Annotated in this window: 19 protein-coding genes; 7 read left to right on the forward strand and 12 right to left on the reverse strand. The window is 68.1% G+C overall.

Annotated elements, in window-relative coordinates; translation table 11 throughout:
• Positions 1-126 precede the first annotated feature (126 nt).
• Complete coding sequence (locus EJB06_RS06680) at positions 127-1,020, forward strand: calcium-binding protein (RefSeq protein WP_126073229.1); 894 nt, start codon at positions 127-129, stop codon at positions 1,018-1,020.
• Here EJB06_RS06680 and EJB06_RS06685 read toward each other — a convergent pair.
• From EJB06_RS06685 to EJB06_RS06700, 4 genes are read right to left on the reverse strand one after another with little or no spacing between them, the layout of a single operon-like run.
• Entirely contained in the window at positions 992-1,432 is a 441-nt protein-coding gene (locus tag EJB06_RS06685; protein WP_126073230.1) for a hypothetical protein, read from the reverse strand. The two genes, EJB06_RS06680 and EJB06_RS06685, sit on opposite strands and share 29 nt — an antisense overlap.
• Positions 1,433-1,452: 20 nt before the next feature.
• Positions 1,453-2,196, reverse strand: a complete 744-nt coding sequence (locus EJB06_RS06690; protein ID WP_126073231.1) for a DUF4386 domain-containing protein — start codon at positions 2,194-2,196, stop codon at positions 1,453-1,455.
• Positions 2,197-2,256: 60 nt separating this feature from the next.
• Positions 2,257-2,514 carry a hypothetical protein gene (locus EJB06_RS06695; RefSeq protein ID WP_126073232.1) on the reverse strand — a complete coding sequence of 86 codons (258 nt, stop codon included), beginning with the start codon at positions 2,512-2,514 and terminating at the stop codon, positions 2,257-2,259.
• A 9-nt stretch (positions 2,515-2,523) separates the two neighbouring features.
• Complete coding sequence (locus tag EJB06_RS06700; protein WP_229426961.1) at positions 2,524-2,820, reverse strand: ArsR/SmtB family transcription factor; 297 nt, start codon at positions 2,818-2,820, stop codon at positions 2,524-2,526.
• 408 nt (positions 2,821-3,228) lie between these two features.
• On the opposite strand from EJB06_RS06700, the gene EJB06_RS06705 reads away from it, so the two are divergent.
• Genes EJB06_RS06705 through EJB06_RS06720 form a run of 4 tightly spaced genes read left to right on the forward strand, consistent with a single transcriptional unit; the run spans position 3,229 to position 7,341 of the window.
• The gene (locus EJB06_RS06705; protein ID WP_126073234.1) at positions 3,229-4,347 is read left to right on the forward strand and encodes an acyl-CoA dehydrogenase family protein; all 1,119 of its coding nucleotides are present in this window, start codon (positions 3,229-3,231) and stop codon (positions 4,345-4,347) included.
• Positions 4,348-4,357: 10 nt separating this feature from the next.
• Entirely contained in the window at positions 4,358-5,212 is an 855-nt protein-coding gene (locus EJB06_RS06710) for a phosphate/phosphite/phosphonate ABC transporter substrate-binding protein (RefSeq protein WP_126073235.1), read from the forward strand.
• Positions 5,190-6,392, forward strand: a complete 1,203-nt coding sequence (locus tag EJB06_RS06715) for a ferritin-like domain-containing protein (protein ID WP_126073236.1) — start codon at positions 5,190-5,192, stop codon at positions 6,390-6,392. Before EJB06_RS06710 ends, EJB06_RS06715 begins: the two co-directional genes overlap by 23 nt.
• Before the next feature lie 25 nt (positions 6,393-6,417).
• Positions 6,418-7,341, forward strand: a complete 924-nt coding sequence (locus tag EJB06_RS06720; protein WP_126073237.1) for a hypothetical protein — start codon at positions 6,418-6,420, stop codon at positions 7,339-7,341.
• Between the two features lie 22 nt (positions 7,342-7,363).
• Here the strand turns inward: EJB06_RS06720 and EJB06_RS06725 are convergent, their stop codons facing one another.
• Genes EJB06_RS06725 through EJB06_RS06745 form a run of 5 tightly spaced genes read right to left on the reverse strand, consistent with a single transcriptional unit; the run spans position 7,364 to position 13,561 of the window.
• Positions 7,364-8,626: a GNAT family N-acetyltransferase gene (locus EJB06_RS06725; RefSeq protein ID WP_126073238.1), complete on the reverse strand. Its 1,263-nt coding sequence runs from the start codon at positions 8,624-8,626 to the stop codon at positions 7,364-7,366.
• 49 nt (positions 8,627-8,675) lie between these two features.
• Entirely contained in the window at positions 8,676-10,484 is a 1,809-nt protein-coding gene (gene kefC, locus EJB06_RS06730) for a glutathione-regulated potassium-efflux system protein KefC (RefSeq protein ID WP_126073239.1), read from the reverse strand.
• Between the two features lie 26 nt (positions 10,485-10,510).
• The gene (kefF, locus tag EJB06_RS06735; protein WP_126073240.1) at positions 10,511-11,068 is read right to left on the reverse strand and encodes a glutathione-regulated potassium-efflux system oxidoreductase KefF; all 558 of its coding nucleotides are present in this window, start codon (positions 11,066-11,068) and stop codon (positions 10,511-10,513) included.
• Positions 11,065-12,381: a glycoside hydrolase family 18 protein gene (locus tag EJB06_RS06740; RefSeq protein ID WP_126073241.1), complete on the reverse strand. Its 1,317-nt coding sequence runs from the start codon at positions 12,379-12,381 to the stop codon at positions 11,065-11,067. Before EJB06_RS06740 ends, kefF begins: the two co-directional genes overlap by 4 nt.
• Positions 12,382-12,394: 13 nt before the next feature.
• The gene (locus tag EJB06_RS06745; protein WP_126073242.1) at positions 12,395-13,561 is read right to left on the reverse strand and encodes a DUF5009 domain-containing protein; all 1,167 of its coding nucleotides are present in this window, start codon (positions 13,559-13,561) and stop codon (positions 12,395-12,397) included.
• 237 nt (positions 13,562-13,798) lie between these two features.
• Here EJB06_RS06745 and EJB06_RS06750 point away from each other — a divergent pair, with 237 nt between their 5' ends.
• Positions 13,799-14,407, forward strand: a complete 609-nt coding sequence (locus tag EJB06_RS06750; protein ID WP_198420777.1) for a PEP-CTERM sorting domain-containing protein — start codon at positions 13,799-13,801, stop codon at positions 14,405-14,407.
• 6 nt (positions 14,408-14,413) lie between these two features.
• On the opposite strand, the gene EJB06_RS06755 is transcribed toward EJB06_RS06750, so the two are convergent.
• Together EJB06_RS06755 and EJB06_RS06760 are read right to left on the reverse strand one after the other, a co-directional pair.
• On the reverse strand, positions 14,414-14,848 hold the full coding sequence (locus EJB06_RS06755) for a hypothetical protein (RefSeq protein ID WP_126073244.1): 435 nt from the start codon (positions 14,846-14,848) through the stop codon (positions 14,414-14,416).
• Positions 14,849-14,929: 81 nt separating this feature from the next.
• Complete coding sequence (locus EJB06_RS06760; RefSeq protein ID WP_126073245.1) at positions 14,930-15,802, reverse strand: alpha/beta hydrolase; 873 nt, start codon at positions 15,800-15,802, stop codon at positions 14,930-14,932.
• 167 nt (positions 15,803-15,969) lie between these two features.
• Here EJB06_RS06760 and EJB06_RS32435 point away from each other — a divergent pair, with 167 nt between their 5' ends.
• Positions 15,970-19,989, forward strand: coding sequence for a response regulator (locus tag EJB06_RS32435; RefSeq protein WP_126073246.1), 4,020 nt, complete (start codon positions 15,970-15,972; stop codon positions 19,987-19,989).
• On the opposite strand, the gene EJB06_RS06770 is transcribed toward EJB06_RS32435, so the two are convergent.
• A complete protein-coding gene (locus tag EJB06_RS06770; RefSeq protein ID WP_126073247.1) occupies positions 19,952-20,782 on the reverse strand; it encodes a universal stress protein in 831 nt (276 codons plus the stop codon). The two genes, EJB06_RS32435 and EJB06_RS06770, sit on opposite strands and share 38 nt — an antisense overlap.
• Between the last annotated feature and the right edge of the window lie 19 nt (positions 20,783-20,801).

The raw sequence follows: 20,801 nt of genomic DNA on the forward strand, positions 1-20,801 counted from the left end.
GATTAATTGCTGCAAATCAATAATTCACTGCGATCCGACTGCGCTGTCTTCATAAAGTTTCTACTGGTAAATATATTCTGGATGGACGCCTCACAGGCGCCCATCGCAGTTTTTCCAGGAGACCTTATGACGACCGACACCGCAACGAGCTTGTCCGCCCCCCTGTCCGCAGCCGGGCAGGACGCGCTGCTGTACTGGCTGGACGAGGAGGCCATCGCCGCCCTGGCCGCCGCCATCGCCGGCTGGGCGCCGGCGCTTCCGTGGCGCGACATGGAAGCGATGATCCTGAGCGGCGACGACGGCCAGACCGCCTACTGGTTCGCGTCGCAGTACGACGCACCCGACGACGGCGCGCGCGAAGCCGTGCTCACCGGCAGCGACGATGCCGACATCCTGCACGGCCGCGAGGGCGCCGACCTGCTGTTCGGCCTCGACGGCGACGACGTGCTCCAGGATGTGCGCGGCAATAACCTGTTCGACGGCGGCGCCGGCGACGACCTCATCGAAGGCGCCGGCCAGAGCCTCTACATCGGCGGCGCCGGCAACGACACCATCACCGCCTGGGGCGCCGATGTCACGCTCGCCTTCAACGCCGGCGATGGCGACGACACCGTCATCCTGTGCGCCCGCGGCCCGGTGACCGTCTCGCTGGGCCTGGGCATCGAGGCGGCAAACGTGACCCTCATGCGCGATGGCGCCAACCTGTTTCTCAGGACCGGCGCGGCCGAAGGCATGGCGCTGGCCGGCTGGTACGACAATCCCGGCCCCGACGCACTCTGGCTGCAACTGATCGGGGAGGGCGGAACCCGCTCCTGCGACCTGATGGCGCTGGTCGCCGGCCTGGGCGAGCAGCAGGCTGTCCCGCTCGGCCAGGACGGCTGGTACGATGCCGCTCCGGCCGGCGGCGAGCTGGCGGCGATGTATGCCACCAAGCCGGGCGGGATCGAGATCACCGGCGCGGCCGCCGCCATGTGGACCGATGCCTACGGCGCTATCGCGGGTCCGGGCCTGCTGCTGTAGCGGCCGGCGCTCTCCATGGCGTGGCGGGCGCGCGCAGGTAGGCGTGCCCGATGTAACCCCACGGCAGCACCAGCGGCACCAGCACGATGCCGATCGCGCAGGCGAACAGGGTCTCGGCGGCATAGTCGTCGAGGCCCGCTCCCAGCCACATCGGCAGGGCGAAGGCGGCCACCCAGATGATCTTCCAGGCCAGCTCGAAGATCAGCAGCGGCAGCATGCGCAGCGGATAGCGCAAGCCCAGTACCGACAGCAGGCACAGGGCGCCCAGCAGCGAGCGCACCACGGTGCCGGGATTCGCCGACACGGCCGAGGGCGCAATAATGGTCGGCCACATGGTCAGGCCCAGTCCCACCACCAGCAGCAGGTACATGGCGCGTAACAGGGTCAGTCGGAAGGTGCTGATCTGGTGCATGGTGCGGCTCCTTTTGCAAGTCAATCGATGGCGGGCGACGGCGCGGCCCTGCGCTCCCATTGCGCGATGTCGACGCCCTTGAACAGCAGGCACAGGCAAAACGCGCTCTCGCCGAGCAGGCACGGCGCCAGGATGGCCGGGAACACCACGGCATGCAGGGCGGGGTAGAGCACCATGATGAAGGTGTTGGCCACGTAGCACAGGCCGGCGACCTGCATCAGCACCCCGACCGGGGCCGGAAAATACCCGGACCTGCGCACCAGGTGGCCGACGATGATGCACTCGGCCCCGAAGAACAGCAGCGCCACCGCGAACGCATGGGCATGCCCGACGATGGCCAGGTAGGCCGTGGCCTGCACCTGGCGCGGGTCGATACCCAGGTGGCTGGCGGCCAGCAGCGGCGACAGGGCGCCTTGCAGTTGCAGCGCGCTGACGCTTTCGACCGCCAGCGACACCAGCGCAAAGAACATGGCCAGCAGGGTCAGGTTCTTGTTCACGGGCCGCAGCAGCACATACCAGGCCAGCGACAGGCCGACCGCGCACAGCAGCAAGACCAGCTGGCCGGCGATGCCGGCGCGCCACAGCCACTCCGAGGCCAGGATGCGCTGCGCGGTGTCGGCGGCGTTGCCGCCCACCACCAGGCTGTTGCGGACCAGCGTTTCGCCCAGCAGGCCGATCACGATGATGAGGAGGTACAGCGCGCCGGCGATGCGCGCATAGCGCTGCGCATCCTTGCCCGGTTCGATTTGCTGGTGGTAGGGCATGACGTTCTCCTGGTGAGCTACAGACTTGGAATCGAACGGTGCTGTGGGCGCGATGCCGGCTTATTCGACGTCGCGCAACATTTTTTCGACGGCGGCCACGCGCGTTTTCATCTCCGCCAGGTGGGCGTTGATGGCGCCCAGCGCGGCGGCCGCATCGGCCTGGGACGCCGCCGCCTGCGCCGCCAGCTGGCGGTAAGCCTCGTCGCTGGCCAGGCGCGCCTTGGCCTGGGCGATGGCGGCAAAGTACTTCATGCCGAAAATGAGCAGGAGGGTCGCGAGCGGCAGCCCGATGGTGATCAGAAAGATGTGTTCGGACATGGTGTGGGTCTACTTTTCAAGGTGGATGGTAAGCGACTTCGCCGCCTCGGCAATCATCTCCGGCGTCAGCGCCACCGCGAAGCCGGCCGCTTCGAAGTAGTTGAGCGCTTTGCCGTCGTGCGACAGTTCGAGGCGGCTGGTCAGGAGGCCGGCTTGTTCGAGTTTTTGAAGATGCAGGTGCAGCAAGGGCCGGCTGATGCCAATGTCGCGCGCAAGCTGGCTGACGTAGTTGCGTCCGCCCGCTGCCAGGGCGGCGACGATGCGCAGCCGGTGCGGATTGGCGAGGGCCGACAGGATCGCCAGCAACTGGTCTCCGTCGATTGGTGGTTTATTTTCTTTCACATGTAAACAATATCTGACACGTGACAGGCGGTCAAGCGGATTGTTCCGCCGCTGGGGAAAGCCCCTCCCGCCAGTAGGGCGAGTCTGCTACACTCCCGGCAACTGTTGTGTTCGTCCCGAACCAGCCCGCCGTAACGCCGCTGCCAGCTCCCATGGAACGCTGGCCGGGTCCGACGGCCCGCGTGTGGCTGGGGCGATGGCGAACGCGGCAAAAGTACCGTTTCCAAGCGCTGCCGCCGGGCAGGTCGAGCAGAACTTGTCGAGGTGCGCCCCTGTCGGCCGATTCCCGTGCGGAATTGCCCGCACTTGCCCGTACATTGCCTGTGTCCGCAGCCTGCCGGTGGCATCCATCGTCATATTTACAGAGATGCCATGACCTACCTTCACACACTCGACACCATCGTCACCACCATCGTCCTGCCGGCCGCCCCCGACACCGACCGCGACGCCCGCTTTCCGCGCGCCGCCATCGACGCGCTGGGCAAAGCCGGCCTGCTGGGCCTTGTCAGCAGCAAGGACGTGGGTGGCATGGGCCTGGGCTTGCCCGAAGCGGCCCAGCTGATCGAGCGCCTGGCCAGGGCATGCCCGTCGACGGCGATGATCGTCTGCATGCACCTGTGCGCCGCCACCGTGCTGGAAAAGACCGCCACCGAGAACGTGCGGCGCGACGTCGCCGCCGGCCGCCACCTGAGCACCCTGGCCTGGTCCGACAGCGGTTCGCGCAGCCACTTCTGGGCGCCGGTCGGCACCGCGCGCCAGGATGGCGAGGGCATCGTCATCGACGGCAGCAAATCGATGGTCACCGCCGCCGGCGAAGCCGATTCGTATGTCTGGTCGACCGCGCCGGTCGCCAGGGAAGGCGCCAGCACCCTGTGGCTGGTCGACAGCAAGAGCGCGGGCCTCTCCGAACCGAAAGCCTTCGACGGCATGGGCTTGCGCGGCAATAAATCGTCGCCCATCAGCGCCACCGGCGTGCGCGTCGCTCCGGCGGCCATGCTGGGCGCCGACGGCGGCGGCTTCGACATCATGATCGGCGCGGTGCTGCCGGTCTTCTCGACCCTGATCGCCTCGTCCTCGCTGGGCCAGATGGACGCCGTGCTGGAAGCGGCATGCGCGCACGCCGGCGGCAGCAAGCTCGAACACCTGGGCAGCGCGCTGTCGGAACTGCCGACCATCCGCGCCTACCTGGCGCGCGCCCGCATCCAGGCCGACATGGTGCGCACCCTGCGCGACGACACGCTCGCCGCGCTGGCAGCCAACCGTCCGGACGCCATGCTGCGCGTGATGCAGGTCAAGGCGGCAGCGGCCGAAGCGGCGCTGGAAGTGACCGACAGCGCCATGCGCGTATGCGGCGGCGCGGCCTTCCGCAAGGATGTCGGCATCGAGCGCTACTTCCGCGATGCGCGCGCCGCCTCGATCATGGCGCCGACCTCCGACGTGCTGTTCGACTTTATCGGCAAGGCCGTCTGCGGCATGCCGGTATTCGGTTAAGGAGCGCGCCATGAGCACACCATTGATGATGGGCGCGGTCGCCTACGCACCGAAAGTCGTGACGATCTGGGAAGGCTTCAAGGAGTACTTCCGCCGCCACGATGTTGAGTTCGACTATATTTTGTACTCCAACTACGAGCGCCAGGTCGAAGCGCAGTTCGACGGCAGCATTGCGCTGGCCTGGAACTCGCCGCTGGCCTGGGTGCGCGCCGAGCGCATGGCGCGCGCACGCGGCCTGGGCGTGACCGCGCTGGCCATGCGCGACAGCGATTGCGACCTGACCTCGGTGCTGGTCGCGCGCACCGGTCCGGTCGTCACGCTGGAGCAGCTCAAGGGCAAGACGATCGGCTTCGGCGCGATCGACTCGCCGCAGGCGCACCTGATTCCGCTCGACCTGCTGCGCCAGCACGGCATGCTGGCCGGGCGCGATTACAGCGCGCGCCGCTTCGACGTCCTGGGCGGCAAGCACGGCGACCATATCGGCGGCGAACGCGATGCCGCGCTGGCGCTGATGGCCGGCGAGATCGATGCCGCCTGGATGATCGACAGTAACCACATGGCTTTCTCGCGCGAGGGCGTGCTGCCGGCCGGCGCCACGGCGATCCTGGCGCGCACGGCGCCCTTCGACCACTGTAACTTCACGGTCAGCCCGGGCGCGCCGGCGGCGCAGATTGCGCGCTTCGGCGAACTGCTGCTGGCGATGAGCTGGGACGATCCCGAGGTGCGTCCGCTGCTCGAACTGGAAGGCCTGAAAACCTGGCTGCCGGGGCGCGTGAGCGGCTACGACGCGCTGGTGCGGGCGGTCGACGACGAGCGTTTCTACGATGCCGAAGGGAAGATCCTTGCAGCCGACTATCGATATTGAGGCCTTGGGCTTCGATGCAGGCGCCCACCTGCTGGTCAAGCACGGCCTGCAGCAGATCGCGCCGGGCGAGTCGCTCGATGTGACGGGGACCGGCGCGGGCTGGGACGGGCAGCTCGGCGCCTGGTGCCGCAGCCAGGGCCACCCGTGCGCGGCGCTGGACGTGGACGGGTGCAAGGTGGTGCGGGTGACGCGCGGTGGCGCCTCGGCCGGCCGCTGGCGCGCCGCGCTGCACAGCGGCCACGCCGACCCGCGCATCGACGGCGCGGTCGCCACGCAGGCCAAGGCCCAATGGGGCCTGGCGGCGCGCGGCGCGACCGTGGAAGCCGGATCGCCCGCCATGCAGTTCCGCCTCGACCAGAAGGAAGAGGTCTGGGCCGAACGCGCGGCCGACCTGTACGCGCAGGCGGCGGCGGCGCAGTGGGATCCGGAGACCGCGATCGACTGGAAGGCCGACTTCAGCTTGCCCGACATGGTCGAAGACGCGGTGGTGCAGGTGCTGACCTACATGATCGAGAACGAAGTGGCGGCGCTGGTGGTGCCGGCGCGCTTTTTGGGACAGGTGCATCCGCACTACCGCGAAGTGCAGGCGGTGCTGGCGATCCAGGTGGCCGACGAAGCGCGCCACATCGAGGTGTTCACGCGGCGCGTGCGGCTCAAGGGCCGGGAACCCGGCCTGTCGACGGCGGGCGGACAAAGCTCGCTCAAGACGCTGCTCGACGAGCAGGATTTTTCGGTGGCCGAGTTCCTGCTGTCGGTGCTGGGGGAGGGTACGTTCGTCAGCCTGCTGCACTTTTTGCATGCGTACGCGCCGGACCCGGTCACGCGCCAGATCGCGCGCCTGGCCGCGCGCGACGAAGCGCGCCACGTCGCTTTCGGCATGACGCACCTGGCGGCGCGGCTCGAACGCGAGCCGGCCTTTCGCACGCGCCTGGCCAATGCGGTCCAGTCGCGCAACGATGCGCTGGCGGCCAGCTCGGGGCTGAACGAGGAGGTATTCGATGCGCTGATCCTGCTGGCGGCCGGCGAACTGACCCCCGGCGCGATCGCGGCCGGCTACCTGCGCGTGCAGCAGCTGATGGTCGACATGGCCGAAGGACGCCAGTCGCGCCTCGAGCGGCTCGGGTTTTCCAAGGCGCAGGCGCGCCAGTTGTCGGCGCTGCATACCCGCAATTTCATGTAAGGCCAGGATGAGAAAGGAATGTTCAATGCGAATCGCCACACTGCTTGCCGGCCTGATGGCGCTGGCATGCGCGTCGCCGGCATCGGCTCTCGCGCAGGACAAGGCGGCGCCGAAAGCCGGTGCCAAGGCGGACGGCCTCGGCACCGTGCTACCCGCCGGCCTGACTGCCAGCGCGCTGGTCGCCCTGATCGCGCCGGGCCGCGACGCCTCGCTCGCCACGCTGGTCGGCGCCAAGGCCTGGCCGCATCGCGCCAACACCTTCGTCGCGATCGCGTGTTTTGCGCGCAGCAAAAAGGAACTCGAATCGGAACAGAAATACAGCAAGGGGCCGAGCTGCGAAAAATTCTACCAGCCCGGCCAGGTGCCCGAATTCGTCGATCCGCCGGTGTATCTCGGTGTCGTGCAACACCAGGCCGGCGGCGCCGCGCCGACCCTGCTTGCCAGTTACGGCAAGCCCTTGGATATCAAGACCAACTGGGATGCCACCAGCCTCGACGGTCCCGACCGCGATGTCCTCACTCCCGGCGGCGCGGCGAGCGGCATGATGCCCGCAAGCTATCGCCGTTTCGACTTCGCTCCCTACAGGATCGCGCCGGCCGACACGGCCATCGGCCTGCGCCTCGGCTGGCATGAGGGGTATGCCGGCGGCGGGGCGTTTTATGAAGCCCTGGCGCTGTTCCGCATCGATGGCGGCAAGCTGGTCAATATTTTGTCGGAGCCGGTCTCTTTCCACAGCGACCTGGCCGGCGAATGGCGCAAGGACGGCACCAGGGAGCGGGAAGTGTCGGAGGGCACGAACGTGCTGTCCGTCCTTCCGAGCAGCACCAGCGGGTTTGCCGACCTGCAGATGCGCACGCTCAAGGGCAAGTGGAAACAGGTCTTCACCTGGGACGGCAGGGCGGGCAGGTATCTGCCGGTCAAAGCGGCCCCGGCAGCGAAAAGCCGCTGAGCTTCGAGCGCGGCGGCGGGCGTCAGGCGGCCCTAGCCGCCTTCTTGAACGGACTGCGTTCGGGTGCCTCATCGTGCTCGATGCCCAGCAGCAGGTGCTTGATCATCTTGTTGAGCACCGGCTGGCGATGGCGCACCAGGATGCCGAACGGTTGCGGCTTCGCGCCCAGCGCCGCCTTCGGTTCGAGCGCGGTGCGGCCGAACGAGACTTGTTTGCAACCCATCGACAAGGCGTCGGCGATGCCGGCGTGCAGCAGGCGCAGGTAGATCGGCAGGTCGGCCGCCGCCGTGCGGTTAAAGCCGATATGGTAGGCGATCGACGTCTCGCCATCGGCCACCGAGATCAGGAATCCCAGCATCGCCCCGTCACGCTTGAGCACGCTGCAGCGGAAGCGCTCGCCGGCCGCCTGTTGCAGCGCCGGAAAATACTCGGGCCGCAGTTCGAACGGCCGAAACCCGGCATTGACCTGCACTTCCTTGTACAGGCCGTGGATCTGTTCGCGCACCGCGTCCAGGTCGCTTAACTGTTCCAGCGTGCAGGCGGCATCGTCCAGCGTCTTGAAGACCGCGTTGCGCACGCCGCTGCGGTACTTGGAGGCCAGGCTGGCGAGGTAGTCGTCGTAATGCTTCCAGTCGTCTTGCAGGGCCAGCACCATGTTCGGCTCGGTTTCCACGTAGCGGTAGCTCAGGTGTTCGAGGTGGGTGGCGTCCTCAAGATGGGGCGCGTGCAGGTCCTTGATCATGATGAAGTGGGTCTTGCCGACCAGCTTGTCGGCCTGGCGCACGCGGTACAACACCTCGGCCACGCCGTGCCACGCCAGCTTGGGATCGGCGCCGGGCGCCATGGCGATGCCGTGCTGGCCGAAGGTCAGCAGGTTGCCGCAGGTAAGGATGCGCTGGCTGGTCTTTTTGGCCAGCGCGTCGAGCGGGGCGGGGCGTTTGGTGTTGCTGCGGGAGGGGTCGGGCCGCGCCTGGGCCAGGCTGATGTCGGCGATCTGCATGTACACGGCCGCGACCGGCATGCGCTCGGGGCCGGCGCCGCTGTAGATCAGGGCGTAGCGCGGCGACAGGTTGTGCGGCAGCACCCGTTCGAGCGACTTGAGGTAAGCGTAGGACAGGAAGAAACCGGCGTGCTGCGCCAGTTCTTGCCAGGCGGTGGCGTCGAGCAGTTCGATGGAATCGGCGATGGCGTAGTTCAGGTCGGCAGGACCGCGCAGGCGTTTGCGCTCGCGGCTGCGTTCCGAAAGCGATGCGGTGATCGAGCGGAGTTTTTCTGGGATGTTCATGGACGCATTTCTTGTCGTTATTTAAATCTTCCGAGGGACATTCCCCGTATCAGGTCCCATCCCAGCGATTCTGCCTGTCGTCCTCGGCCAGTTCCGCATCCATCGCGAACATGGCTTCGAGCTCCTCGCGCGCCTGCTTGGCCACCGACAGGAATTGTTCCTTGTCCTTGTAATACGGATAGATCTTGTCGAGGCTGCGCAGGTTGAACAGGCGGAACTTGCTGGCCGCCTGGCGCGCCCGGTACGCGCCGAAGCCGAGCTCGTGCAGCACGTCGCGCCCCAGCATCAGCGCCGCCTCGAACGTTTCGCGCTGGATGATGGTCACGCCGCGGTCGCGCAGGTCGAAGTAGTGGGTCACATTGCGCGCGCGCGCCATGATTTTCAGGTCCGGGAAGGTGCGCCGCACCGCGTCCACCAGCTTCAGGCTGTCGTCGATATCGTCCACCGCCACCACCAGCGCGCGCGCCCGCGCCGCCCCGGCCGCGTGCAGCAGGTCGATGCGGGTCGCGTCGCCGTAAAACACTTCGGTGCCGAAGCGGCGCACCAGGTCGATCTGGTCCGGATCGTGGTCGAGCACGGTCAGCTTGACGCCGTTGGCGGTCAGCAGGCGCCCGACGATCTGGCCGAAGCGCCCGAAACCGGCGATGATCACATGCTCGTCGTTGGGCGCGATCCTGTCGGCCTGGCGCGTCTTGTCGGCGCGGTAGCGCGGCGCGATCAGGCGGTCGTGGGCGATCAGCAGCAGCGGCGTGACCACCATCGACAGCGCCACCACCACCACCAGCATCGATGCCACCTCGGCGCTGAACACCTTGGCCGCCTCGGCCGCGCCGAACACGACGAAGGCGAATTCGCCGCCCTGCGACAGAATAAAGGCGAACAGCGCCTGCTGGCTGCGCGCAATCTCGGCGATCTTGCTGATCCCGTACAGGACTGCGATCTTGATGCACAGGAAGGCCGCCACCAGCCCCAGGATCAGCCACGGCTGCGCCATGAACACGCCGAAGTCGACCGACATGCCGACCGCGATGAAAAACAGTCCCAGCAGCAAACCCTTGAACGGCTCCAGGTCGGTCTCCAGCGCGTGCCGGTATTCGGAATCGGCCAGCAGCATGCCGGCCATGAAGGCGCCCAGCGCCATCGACATGCCGACCCACTGCATCAGCAGCGAAATGGCGATCACCAGCAGCAGCGCGAAGGCGGTGAAAATCTCGCGCATGCCGGTCTTGACGATGATGCGCAGCAGCGGACGCACCAGGTGGCGTCCGGCGAAGATCAGGCCGCCGATCACGGCGGCCACTTTCAGCACGCCCAGCCAGCCCTGTTCGCTGCCTTCGGCCGCCGCCACGCCCAGCAGCGGCACGATGGCGATCATGGGGATCGCGGCCATGTCCTGGAACAGCAGGATGGCAAAACTGGCCGAGCCGGTCGGGGTGGTCATCAGGTTGCGTTCATCCAGTGTGGCCAGGGCGATCGCAGTCGACGACAGCGACAGCCCGAGCGCGGCGATCAGCGCCACTTTCCAGTCGATCCCGGCCAGCATGGCGGCCGCGCACAGGGCGCCTGTCACGCCCAGCACCTGGGCCGCGCCGCGCCCGAAAATCGCGCGCCGCATGGCCCACAGGCGCTTCGGTTCGAGTTCGAGCCCGATCACGAACAGCAGCAGCACCACCCCGAATTCGGAAATGTGCAGGATGTCTTCGACCTCGCCGATCAGGCCCAGCCCCCACGGGCCGATGGCGATCCCGGCCAGCAGGTAGCCGAGCACGGCGCCGAGCCCGAGTTTCTTGGCGATCGGCACGGCGATCACCGCCGCCGCAAGGTAGATCAGCGCGTTAAGCAGCAAACCGTGTTCCATCGTTACAGAGCTTTCAAAAGGGGAGGTCAGGCGGCCGTCAGCGCGCTCAGGCGGGCGGCAAAGGCGTCGACGTGGGCGCCGAGCGTTTCTTCGCTGGACTGGTGGGCGCCATGCAGGATGTGCGGGGCGATCCACTCCATGCCGCACAGGGCGGCGATCTGGCGGTAGGGCGGCAGAAAGGCGTCGAAGTGGTGGCCGTGCGCCGCGTCCGGGGCGTAGGCCTCGGCCGGGCTGCCGGTCGAGGCCACCAGCCAGAAGTGCTTGCCGCGCAGCGCCTCGGCGCCGGCGCCGTAGGCCCAGCCGGGCACCAGCACCGTGTCGACCCATTCCTTGAGCAGGGACGGCATGCCGTACCACTGTATCGGATGGAGAAACACCAGGGCGGCGGCGTCGGCCAGGTTGTCCTGTTCGGCCGCCACGTCGATGTAAAAGTCGGGGTAGGTTTCGTACAGGTCGACCAGCTCGACCCCGGGCACGCTGCGCGCCGCCTGCGCCAGGCGGCGGTTGACGCGCGAACGCTGCGGCGCCGCGTGCGCGAAGATGACCAGTACCTTGCGCAGCGGCGCGCCGGCGCCGGCCGTCACCGCGCCTCGAGCATGGCTTTGGACAGCGCGAAGCCGGCGTCGTCCTGGTCCAGCGCCCACGACATCATGCCGCCCAGGCGGTGGTCGCGCACGTAGGCGGCTTTTTCCTTGATCACCAGCGGGTCGTCGTAGGTCCAGAAGTTGCCGTTATCGTAGGTCCACAACTGCTTGCTGACCGGATGGTAGAACTTGGGCGCCTTGCGCGCCGAGATGGTCGAGTATTTCTCGGTGCCTTCCTCGAAGCCCTTGGCCGGCCCGGTGGCGCTCTGGTACAGGCCGTAACGCACCGCCGGCACGCCGCTCCAGCCGCGCGCGTAGAACGGCACGCCGATCACCAGTTTTTTGGCCGGCACGCCGGCTTTCAGGAAGCGCTCGACCCCGGTGTGCACGCTCTGCTTGTCGGTGTCGGGGCTGCCCGGATCGGGGTACAGGTTCGAATGGAAGCCGGTCGGCCCCTGCCTGGTCCAGCCGCCGTGGAAGTCGTAGGTCATCAGGTTGATCCAGTCGAGCGACTTGACGTACTTGGCCGGTTCGGTGGCGTCGGTGGTCTTGGCGCCGCTGTTGACGGCCGCCGTCAGGTAGTACTTCTTGCGCTGCTTCTTGCCGAGGGCGTTGAGCTGGCTGCGGAACTCGGCCAGCAGCAGCGTGAAATTCTGCTTGTCCGCCGGGCTGATGGTGTTGTACGCCATCAGCGGCACGCCCGGATACTCCCAGTCGATGTCGAAGCCGTCGAACAGGCCGGCCGCGGCGCCCTTGCCGCCATGGCCGTTGAGCACCGGCAGGTCGCCCTTGATGTACAGGTCGATGCAGGACGACACCAGCGCGCGCCGCAGCGGCGCGGTGGCGGCGCCGGCCGAGAACCAGCGCGACCATTCGGCCCCGCCGATGGCCAGCAGCACCTTCAGCTTGGGATGCTTGGCCTTGAGCTGGCGCAGCTGGTTGAAGTTGCCCGCCAGCGGCTGGGTCGCCGTGTCGGCCGTGCCGTCGACCGATTCGGCCGCCGTGAACGGACGCGCGTAGTCGAGCGTGGCGCGCATGCCGCCGCCGTCGGCGGCATCCTTGATGTCGCGCCCGCTGTCGCAGCGGTAGGTGTTGTCCGGCATCTTGTACAGATTGGCGAAGGCGTAGTTCAGGAAGGTGAAGCGTCCCGCCACGCCGGCCTGGTCGAGCTGTTTCAGGCGAAAGCCGCTTTCGGTACTCCAGGCGGTGTAGTACGAGCCCACTTCCACCGGCGCGGCCGGGGCGGCGGCGGATGCGGCGGCGGCCAGGGCCAGGGCGCAGGTGAGCGTGGTCATGCAGGTCTTGTTCAACATCGGGTCTCCTTGCTTAAATCTTGAGCTTGCAATTATGTATGTTCAGGCGTGCAACCACCAGCACGATTGTTGCTGTAAACACGGCCCCGGCCAGCAGGGCGTTGCCGCCTTCCATCAATGCTGGGCGGAAATGCGCACCGGCCAGGCTGATCGCGGCGCCGATGGCGAAGGGCAGCAGGTAAGTGATGAGCGGGCTGGTCGCGGCCGGTTCCACCAGCGCGGTCCAGCTGCGCGCGGCCAGCACCTCGACCAGCCAGTACAGCAGCGCGAAGACGGCCACGCACAGGGCGCCGCAGTACAGGGCCCAGGGCGGGGTGGCGCCGATCTTGGACACCGGATACCACTGGTGCAGCACCCAGCCGGCCAGCGCCAGCGCGGCCGCGAACACGGCGGCCCGCCCGAAGCGCCGCCCCGCAGCCTGTTTGCCGTCGAAAAACAGCAGCGCGCACACCAGCCCGGCCAGCACGATCACGCTGTGGGTGGCGTGCCCGGCCAGTCCGGCGCCGATCCCGGTCCTGGTGCTCAGCATGGTGACCGCGACCGCGGCCGGGATGGCCGCCAGCAGCGCCGCCAGCCGTCCGCGCGTGAGCTGGTACAGCACGGCCCCGGCCAGGTAGGCCCAGCCGATCAGGCCGAGGATGCCCCACCACTGCGGCGTCATCATGGCGCCATCCGCGCCGCGCCAGGCCAGCGCCAGCCCGGCCAGCAGGGCCACGCCGGCCCCGCGCAGGCAGCGGTTCAGGAGCGCGCTGTCGAAGCGGTACACGCCCCACACCAGCGCCGCCCCGGCGTAGAAGGCGAGCGACCAGGCCGCGATCGGCATGCCCATGGCGGCTTCGTCATAGCCGGACTCGGCGTTGACCATGAACACGCCCATCAGCACCAGCGCCAGCGCGCGATAGGCCGTGTGGCCGAACACCCGGCCCTGGCTGTCGCCGCGCGCGATGCGGCTGTTCACGCCGAAGGGAATCGACATGCCGACCGCAAACAGGAAGCCGGGAAACACGATATCGGCCAGGCCCATGCCGTCGGCGCCGCCGTCGACATGCAGCAGCCAGCCGGGCACCCCGCGGGCTCCGGCCAGGAAATTGACGAACAACATGAGAATGAAGGTGATGCCGCGAAAGGCGTCGACCGACAGGATGCGCTGCCGGGGCAGGTCGTTGAACAGGACGGGCATGGGCGGTGCTCTGGTGGATGAACGAGTCGGGCAGACAGTAGCATTTCCGGCGGACGCCGCCAAGGCGCCATGCAAGAAGTTAATATTATACCATGCCTGTTGTCGGATTTCTTTACAGTCAGGAAGGCGCAAAGCGTTTCCCTTGCGCTAAGTCACTGAATACTCGAACAACTTTTTTCGGGTACGCAAATTGCTTATATGTGGAAGGGGTATGTCCACAATAACAACGGAGAAAATATGATTGGCAAAATTGCACTTTCAGCGTGCCTGGCCCTGGCCCTGGCCGGCAGTGCGCAGGCAGGCATCATCGGCGCCGGCGGGTTTACCGCGCCCACGGTGATCGATTTCGAGGATGCGGAAGTCGGACCGATCGGCAACCGCTACGCCGCGCTGGGTGCGAGCTTCGTCAATTTCGACATGAATGTGTACGCCACCTCGCCCGCGCCGGAAAGCAAGGTCGCCCTCAAGTTCTTCGACAATGCGCCGGAGACCGACGCCGAAATCCGCTTTTCCTCGGTGATGACGCGGCTCGGCGCGGACGCCAGCACCAATCCGGAAGACGACACCACGCTCCTCGCCTACCTCGGCAACACCCTGGTCGGCAGCGCCTTTTTCGACACCGGCGGCGACGGTGTCGACGGTTCCTTCATCGGGATCGAGTTCCTGTCCGGCTTCGACCGCGTGGTGTTTCGCACCGGCACCGTGGTCAACGGCGCGCTGGCGATCGACAACCTGCGTTTCGAAAACGTGGTGCCGACCAATCCGGTGCCGGAACCGGGCAGCCTGGCCCTGATGGGCACGGCGATGCTGGGCCTGGCCCTGGCGCGCCGCCGCCGCAGCCTGTAAGCACCGCTACAAGGTACGGTTGGCGTTGATGGCCGCTTCCAGGTAGCGCAGCACGATGGCCGCGGCGTCGCTGTCCATGCGCGGGAAGTGGCCTTCGGCGTCGGGATCGAGGTCGGTCATGCCGTCCGGGCCGAAGGTAAAAGCGCCGAGCGCCGCCTGCACCGGCTTGCCGAAGGTGCAGTGGCAATGGATGCAGACCACGCGCGCGCGCGGCCGGCGGTCGGCCCCGAATACCAGCAGCATCTGGAACTTGATGCGCACCCCGTTGAACGTCGCTTCGATGCTGTCGTCGTCGAGCAGGTCGGACACCGACACCGAACGCAGCCCGATCGCGCCCTGGAAGGCGGCGTGCGCCCCGGTCAGGGCCCGGAACGCCTGGCGCAGGCGCGGCGCCGCTTGTTCCATCGCCTGGAATTTGATGGTCTGTTCGCGATCGATCATGGTGTACTCCGCTGCCTCGTCAGACCGAAAAGAAGATCGGTAACGAGCCCATCATACGCCCATCGCGGGCGCGGGCGGCATTTACGCCGCCGGCAGGGCGGCGGCCACCACCGTGTCTTCCAGCGGCAGGGCGAAGCGGGTGGCGAGGAAGGTGGCGATGCGCTCCTGGGTCGCTTCCAGGTAAGGAATATTCATGTGGTCGGAATCGGGCACGGTTTCGTCCAGGTGCAGCTTGCCCAGCTGGGCCACCAGCAGGTCGGTGTGCGAATGGGGGACGATATCGTCGAAGGCGGCGCGCAGCACATAGGTGGGCGCGGTCAGCGCCGAGGCGTACTTGACCGACTCGAAACGGTGGCGCAGCACGTATTCGACCGGCACCGCGCGGAACTTGCGCTTGGCGATGGCCAGGATCGAATCGTAGGGCGTGATCAGGACCAGCGAATGCACGGGGCGCTCCAGCGCCACCTGCACCGCCACCCCGGAACCGAGGCTGCGCCCGACCACCGCCACCCGCTGCGGATCGACGTGGCCGCGCTCGGCCAGCCAGTCGAACAGCAGGCGGCCGTCTTCGACCATGTGTTCCTCGGCCGGTTCGCCGTGCGAATTGCCGTAGCCGCGATAATTGACGGCCAGCACGGCCATGCCCGGAAACAGCTTGCCGGCGTCGCGCACCACCCACGAGACTTCTTCCGAACGCCCGCCGAAATACACCACCGCCGGGTGCGGCCCCGGCACCTGGGGCGTCATCAGCCAGCCCGACAGCTTGGTGCCGTCGCGCGCGCGCAGCACGATGGCGCGGGTGCGGTGGCCGCTCGAGCGCGGATTGTCGACTTCGCGCTTGATGGTGGGGTTGAAGACCAGGCGGCGCTGGTTGGCGGCGATGGCCGCCGTGACGCCGACCCACAGCATGCTGACCAGGCCGGCCACGCCGGCGACTTTTCGGGAATTGTTCATAAGCATCAGTTTAACCGGTTCGCGCGCCGCCGTCAGGCAGCGGCGGGGCGCTTGAGCTCATCGGTACGATCTCATCAATAGTCGTGGCTGGAATACAACGATCTCGTCGGATCCCTGCGCGCATTTTCGTGTGGTAATCTTTATCCGGTCCGAATCCTGGCTATTCCATGAAAAAATTCGCCTTCTCGGCCGAACAAAGCGCCGGCCTGTTCATCGGCCTGCTCGGCACGCTGGTCGCGGTGCGCTGGATCTTCAACAGCAAGACGATCGCCACCCTGATCCCCGGTTCGGCCCAGATGGGGATCAACAGTCCGGTGCTGTTCATCGCCGCCGGGGTGTGCTGCTGCCTGGTGCTGCCGCGCGCGCGCCGCAGGCGCTGGCATGCGCCGCTGTGGCAAGTCTGCTCGCTGCTGTTGCTGGTGCTGCCGGCGCTGGTGCTGTTCCAGCACATCAGCGGCCTGAACCTGGGGATCGACTTCGTGCGCGTGCCCACCGCGCCCACCCCCAGCACCCCGCATCCGGGGCGCATGGCGCCCAACACCTGCCTCGGCTTCCTGCTGGCCGGGATCGCCCTGCGCCTGATCCGCCTGCCGCGCCGCAACGCGCTCCTGAGCGGCCTGCTGACCTTTTGCGTGGCCGGCGTGACCGGGATCGGCCTGGCCGCCCTGGTCGGCTATTTCCTCAAGCTCGAAGTGCTGTACCGGCTGGCCGCCTACAACGTCATGGTCACCCCGACCGCCGTGGGGATGAGCGTGCTGGGCCTCGGCTTGTGGTCCTTGCGCAAGAGCGTGGCCGCGCGCGGCACCGTTCCCGACAACGAAAAACGCATCACCGCGCGCGCCATCGCGGTGGTGGCGCTGGTGGCGGTGAGCGCCGGCGCGGCCGGCTTTGCCGCCATGCGCGACAGCTACGAAGACTCGATCTCCGACAATATGCGCCTGTCCGCCATCAGCAGCGCGGCCACCGTCGGCAACACCCTGGAAACGAGCTTGTGGTTCCCGCGCACCATCGCCAACCGCCCTTCGGTCAGGGGACCGGTGGCGCGCCTGGCGGCCGGCCAGGGCGACGCCGCCACCCGCGCCGCCCTGCTGGAGGCGGCCGAAAGCTTCATGAACGCCGGCATCAGCGCGCTGCGCTTCGAACGCCTGGACGGCAGCGTGCTGGCCGCCAGCGGCACCTTCGCCGAGACTGCGGCCGGCACCGCCCAGCCCTTGAACACCCACGGCCAGCGCGCGCGCCTGCTGTGGCGCGGCCGCTACATCCTGGCCACCGAGAACGAGGTGCGCGACGGCACGCGCGTGATCGGACGCATGCTGGCGGAGCAGCGCCTGCCGATCATCGACGACCTGCTGTCCGACATCCGCGCCAACAGCCCTTCGTCGGACGTGCTGCTGTGCAGCCTGGACGGCAGCGACGCCCTGTGCGCGCCGACCCGCTTCTATCCCTCCACCTTCCGCATTCCGATGTTCAAGCCCGACGGCAAGGTCAACCTGCCGATCAACGAGGCGCTGCTGGGGCATACCGGGGTGGCCGTCACGCGCGACCTGCGCGGGGTGGCCGTGTTCGCCGCCTATACGCCGATCCGCGGCTTCGGCCTGGGGGTGGTGGTCAAGAACAATCTCGATACCGTCTACCTGCCGCTGCGCGACAAGGCCAACACCCTCCTGATCATGCTGGTGGCGCTGGTGGGGCTGGGCGCGTCGATGCTGCTGCTGCAGGTGCGCCCGCTGCTGGCCCAGCTGGTGCGCGAGCAGCGCCGCATCCAGGTCATCCTGGAGAACTCGAACGACGCCTTTATCGCGCTCGGAGTGGACGGCTGCATCACCGACTGGAACACCGAGGCCGAACGCACCTTCGGCTGGAGCGCGGCCGAGGCGATCGGACGGCGCCTGTCGGAGCTGATCATCCCGCACGCCCAGCGCGCCGCCCACGAAGAAGGCTTTGCGCGCTTTACCGCCAGCGGCACCGGCCCGGTCATCAACAACCGGCTCGAAGTGAGCGCGCTGCACCGCGACGGACGCGAGATCCCGATCGAAATGTCGGTGGCCGCCTTCCACAACGGCCAGGGCTTCGTGGCGAATGCCTTCGTGCGCGACATCAGCGAGCGGCGCCGCCTGGCCGGCGAAATCGCCGCCCGCGCCACCGAACTGGAACTGGAACGCGACCGCGCCCAGGCGGCCAACCGCGCCAAGGGCGAATTCGTGGCCAACATGAGCCACGAACTGCGCACCCCGATGAACGCGGTGCTCGGCATGACCTACCTGCTGGCGCACACCGACCTGAAAGCCGAGCAGCGCAAATACCTCGACATGATCAGGAGTTCGGGCCAGTCGCTGATGGGGATCATGAACGACATCCTCGATTTTTCCAAGATCGAGGGCGGGCGCATGGAACTGGCCGAGGCGCGCTTCGACCTGGGCGAGGTGCTGGCGGCGGTGGCCGACATCATGAGCGTGTCGGCCGGCGACAAGGACCTCGACCTGGCCATCGGGGTCGAGCCGGACGTGCCGCGCGAGCTGATCGGCGACGCCCTGCGCCTGCAGCAGGTGCTGGTCAACCTGGCCGGCAACGCCATCAAGTTCACCGAGCAGGGCGAGGTGAGCGTGCTGGTCGACGTGGCCGCGCGCGAGGGCGAGCGCCTGACCCTGCGCATCCGCGTGCGCGACACCGGCATCGGCATGGACGAAGCGCAGCAGGCGCGCCTGTTCTCGCCGTTTACCCAGGGCGACTCCTCGACCACGCGCCGTTTCGGCGGCACCGGCCTGGGACTGACGATTTCCAAGCACCTGGCCGAGATGATGAAAGGGACCATCGAACTCGATAGCGCGCCCGGGCGCGGCAGCGAATTCGTGGTCAGCCTGCCGCTGCTGGCGGCGCCCGAGGCCGATGGCGCCGCCGCCGATCCCGCGCTCGGCACCCTGCGCCTGCTGGTGGTGGACGACAACGCCACCAGCCGCGACTACCTGTCCAAGACCGTGGCCGGCTGGCGCTGGGAAGCCGAGACGGCCGCCTCGGGCGCCGAAGCGATCGCGATGGTGGCGCGCGCCGCCGGGGCCGGGCGCCACTACGACGTGGTGCTGCTGGACTGGCAGATGCCCGGCATGGACGGCGCCGCCACCATGCGCGCACTGCGCGAACGCATGCCCGGCGCGCGCCTGCCGATCGCCCTGATGGTCAACGCCTACGGGCGCGGCAAGCTGATGGAAAGCAGCGCCGCCAGCCAGGCCGACGCCATCCTCAGCAAGCCGGTGACCGGATCGAGCCTGTTCGACACCGTGCACGAAGTGCTGGTGCAGCACGCCCAGGCGGCCTTGCGGCCCGCGCCCGCGCTGCCGTCCGTGCACGGCGGCGCGGACGGCGTGCGGCTGGACGGCGCGCGCCTGCTGCTGGCCGAAGACAACGACCTGAACCAGGTGGTCGCGCGCGGGATCCTGGAAAGCGTCGGCGCGCGCCTCGACATCGTCGGCAACGGCCAGCTGGCGCTGGCGCGGCTGGCGGCCAATCCGGGCGCCTACGACCTGGTGCTGATGGATATCCAGATGCCTGTGATGGACGGCTACGCGGCGGCGCGCCGCATCCGCGCCGGCCTGCGCCTGACGCTGCCGGTGCTGGCGCTGACCGCCGGCGTGACCGAGTCCGAACGGCGCGCCTGCGCCGACGCCGGCATGAACGACGTCATCGCCAAGCCGATCGAGGTCGACCAGATGCTCTCGACCATCGCGCGCCACCTGCCGGCCCTGGGCCGGCTGCGCGCGCCGGCCGCGCCGGCCCCGGCTTCGGCAGCGCCGGCGGCGTTGCCGGTACTGCGGCTCGGGCCCCTGATCGACATCGCCAAGGGCAATCCGGAGCACCTGGCGGCCGTGGCCAACCTGGTGCGGCGGGTGGTGGGGGAGGGCCACCAGCAGTTCGACGCCGCGCGCGTGCACTGGGACGCGGGGCGCGACGCGGAGGCGGCGGCCATGCTGCACACGCTACGCGGAGGAATCGGCAGCGTAGGCGCCAAGCGCTTCGCCGCCGCCTCGCTGGAACTGGAGCAGTCGCTCAAGGGCGAACCGGCCGGCGACACGGCGGCCCTGTTCCTGCAGGCCGCGCGCGAACTCGATGCGGCCGTGGAAGCGGGGCGCGCCTGGCTGGCGCAGCAGGATGGATCTAGTGCGACATCAGTACCGGCGCCGTCATCGACCTGAGGATGGTGGCTGTGACGCCGCCCAGCAGCAGTTCGCGCAGGCGCGCGTGGCCGTAGCAGCCCATCACGATCAGGTTGGCGTCGACGTCGGCCGCCAGCGACAGCAGCGCCTCGCCGACGTCGATGCTGGTGCGCTGCGCCATGACGTCGGCGTTGACGCCGTGGCGCGCCAGGTACAGGGCGATGTCGGCGCCCGGCTGCTGGCCGTGGGCCTCGTCGGGATTGAACACGGCCACCGTCACGCGGCGCGCGCGCTTGAGCAGCGGCAGGGCGTTGGCCAGTGCGCGCGTGGCGGCGGTGCTGGCATCCCAGGCCACCAGCACCTCGCTGCCGATCACGGGAAAATGGCCGGAATGGGGCAGCACCAGTACCGGGCGGGCGCTGGCCAGCATGACGTATTCGGGCAGGCCGGGCGTCATGCGCGCGACCGGATCGTCCGGGTCGGACTGGCTCAGCACCACCAGGTCGGCATAGCGCGCCTGCAGCGCCAGCGCGGCGCCCGGTTCGTCGTCCACCAGGCGCCGTTCGAACGAGCGCACGGCGGCGCCGGCGGCGATGCGGTCGAAGTCGTCGAGCGAGGCATTGGCGCGCCGGTACAGTTCTTCCATGTGGGTCGCCAGCACCGTCTGCAGCAGGTCGCTGGCGCCGTCCTGGTAGACATAGCGCGACACGCCGCTCATGGCGGCGCCCACCAGGTGGGCGTTGCAGTCGGCCGCCACGGCGGCGGCGGACAGCATGCGCGCTTCGGCGTGGCGCGAATGATCGACGTGGACGAGAACGGTCTTGTAGGGCATGGCGGCTCCTGAGGATGGG

This window comes from Massilia atriviolacea, from assembly GCF_003953935.1.
GTDB classification, from domain to species: domain Bacteria; phylum Pseudomonadota; class Gammaproteobacteria; order Burkholderiales; family Burkholderiaceae_D; genus Telluria_A; species Telluria_A atriviolacea.

What these genes read in the sequence shown, in the direction of transcription:
- EJB06_RS06710 (WP_126073235.1), top strand. Translation starts at nt 4,358, where the DNA reads ATGAGCACACCATTGATGATGGGCGCGGTCGCCTACGCACCGAAAGTC.
- EJB06_RS06690 (WP_126073231.1), bottom strand. Translation starts at nt 2,196, where the DNA reads ATGCCCTACCACCAGCAAATCGAACCGGGCAAGGATGCGCAGCGCTAT.
- EJB06_RS06770 (WP_126073247.1), bottom strand. Translation starts at nt 20,782, where the DNA reads ATGCCCTACAAGACCGTTCTCGTCCACGTCGATCATTCGCGCCACGCC.
- EJB06_RS06680 (WP_126073229.1), top strand. Translation starts at nt 127, where the DNA reads ATGACGACCGACACCGCAACGAGCTTGTCCGCCCCCCTGTCCGCAGCC.
- EJB06_RS06760 (WP_126073245.1), bottom strand. Translation starts at nt 15,802, where the DNA reads ATGAACAATTCCCGAAAAGTCGCCGGCGTGGCCGGCCTGGTCAGCATG.
- EJB06_RS06685 (WP_126073230.1), bottom strand. Translation starts at nt 1,432, where the DNA reads ATGCACCAGATCAGCACCTTCCGACTGACCCTGTTACGCGCCATGTAC.
- kefC (WP_126073239.1), bottom strand. Translation starts at nt 10,484, where the DNA reads ATGGAACACGGTTTGCTGCTTAACGCGCTGATCTACCTTGCGGCGGCG.
- EJB06_RS06720 (WP_126073237.1), top strand. Translation starts at nt 6,418, where the DNA reads ATGCGAATCGCCACACTGCTTGCCGGCCTGATGGCGCTGGCATGCGCG.
- EJB06_RS06740 (WP_126073241.1), bottom strand. Translation starts at nt 12,381, where the DNA reads ATGTTGAACAAGACCTGCATGACCACGCTCACCTGCGCCCTGGCCCTG.
- EJB06_RS06725 (WP_126073238.1), bottom strand. Translation starts at nt 8,626, where the DNA reads ATGAACATCCCAGAAAAACTCCGCTCGATCACCGCATCGCTTTCGGAA.
- EJB06_RS06695 (WP_126073232.1), bottom strand. Translation starts at nt 2,514, where the DNA reads ATGTCCGAACACATCTTTCTGATCACCATCGGGCTGCCGCTCGCGACC.
- EJB06_RS32435 (WP_126073246.1), top strand. Translation starts at nt 15,970, where the DNA reads ATGAAAAAATTCGCCTTCTCGGCCGAACAAAGCGCCGGCCTGTTCATC.
- EJB06_RS06755 (WP_126073244.1), bottom strand. Translation starts at nt 14,848, where the DNA reads ATGATCGATCGCGAACAGACCATCAAATTCCAGGCGATGGAACAAGCG.
- EJB06_RS06750 (WP_198420777.1), top strand. Translation starts at nt 13,799, where the DNA reads ATGATTGGCAAAATTGCACTTTCAGCGTGCCTGGCCCTGGCCCTGGCC.
- EJB06_RS06705 (WP_126073234.1), top strand. Translation starts at nt 3,229, where the DNA reads ATGACCTACCTTCACACACTCGACACCATCGTCACCACCATCGTCCTG.
- EJB06_RS06745 (WP_126073242.1), bottom strand. Translation starts at nt 13,561, where the DNA reads ATGCCCGTCCTGTTCAACGACCTGCCCCGGCAGCGCATCCTGTCGGTC.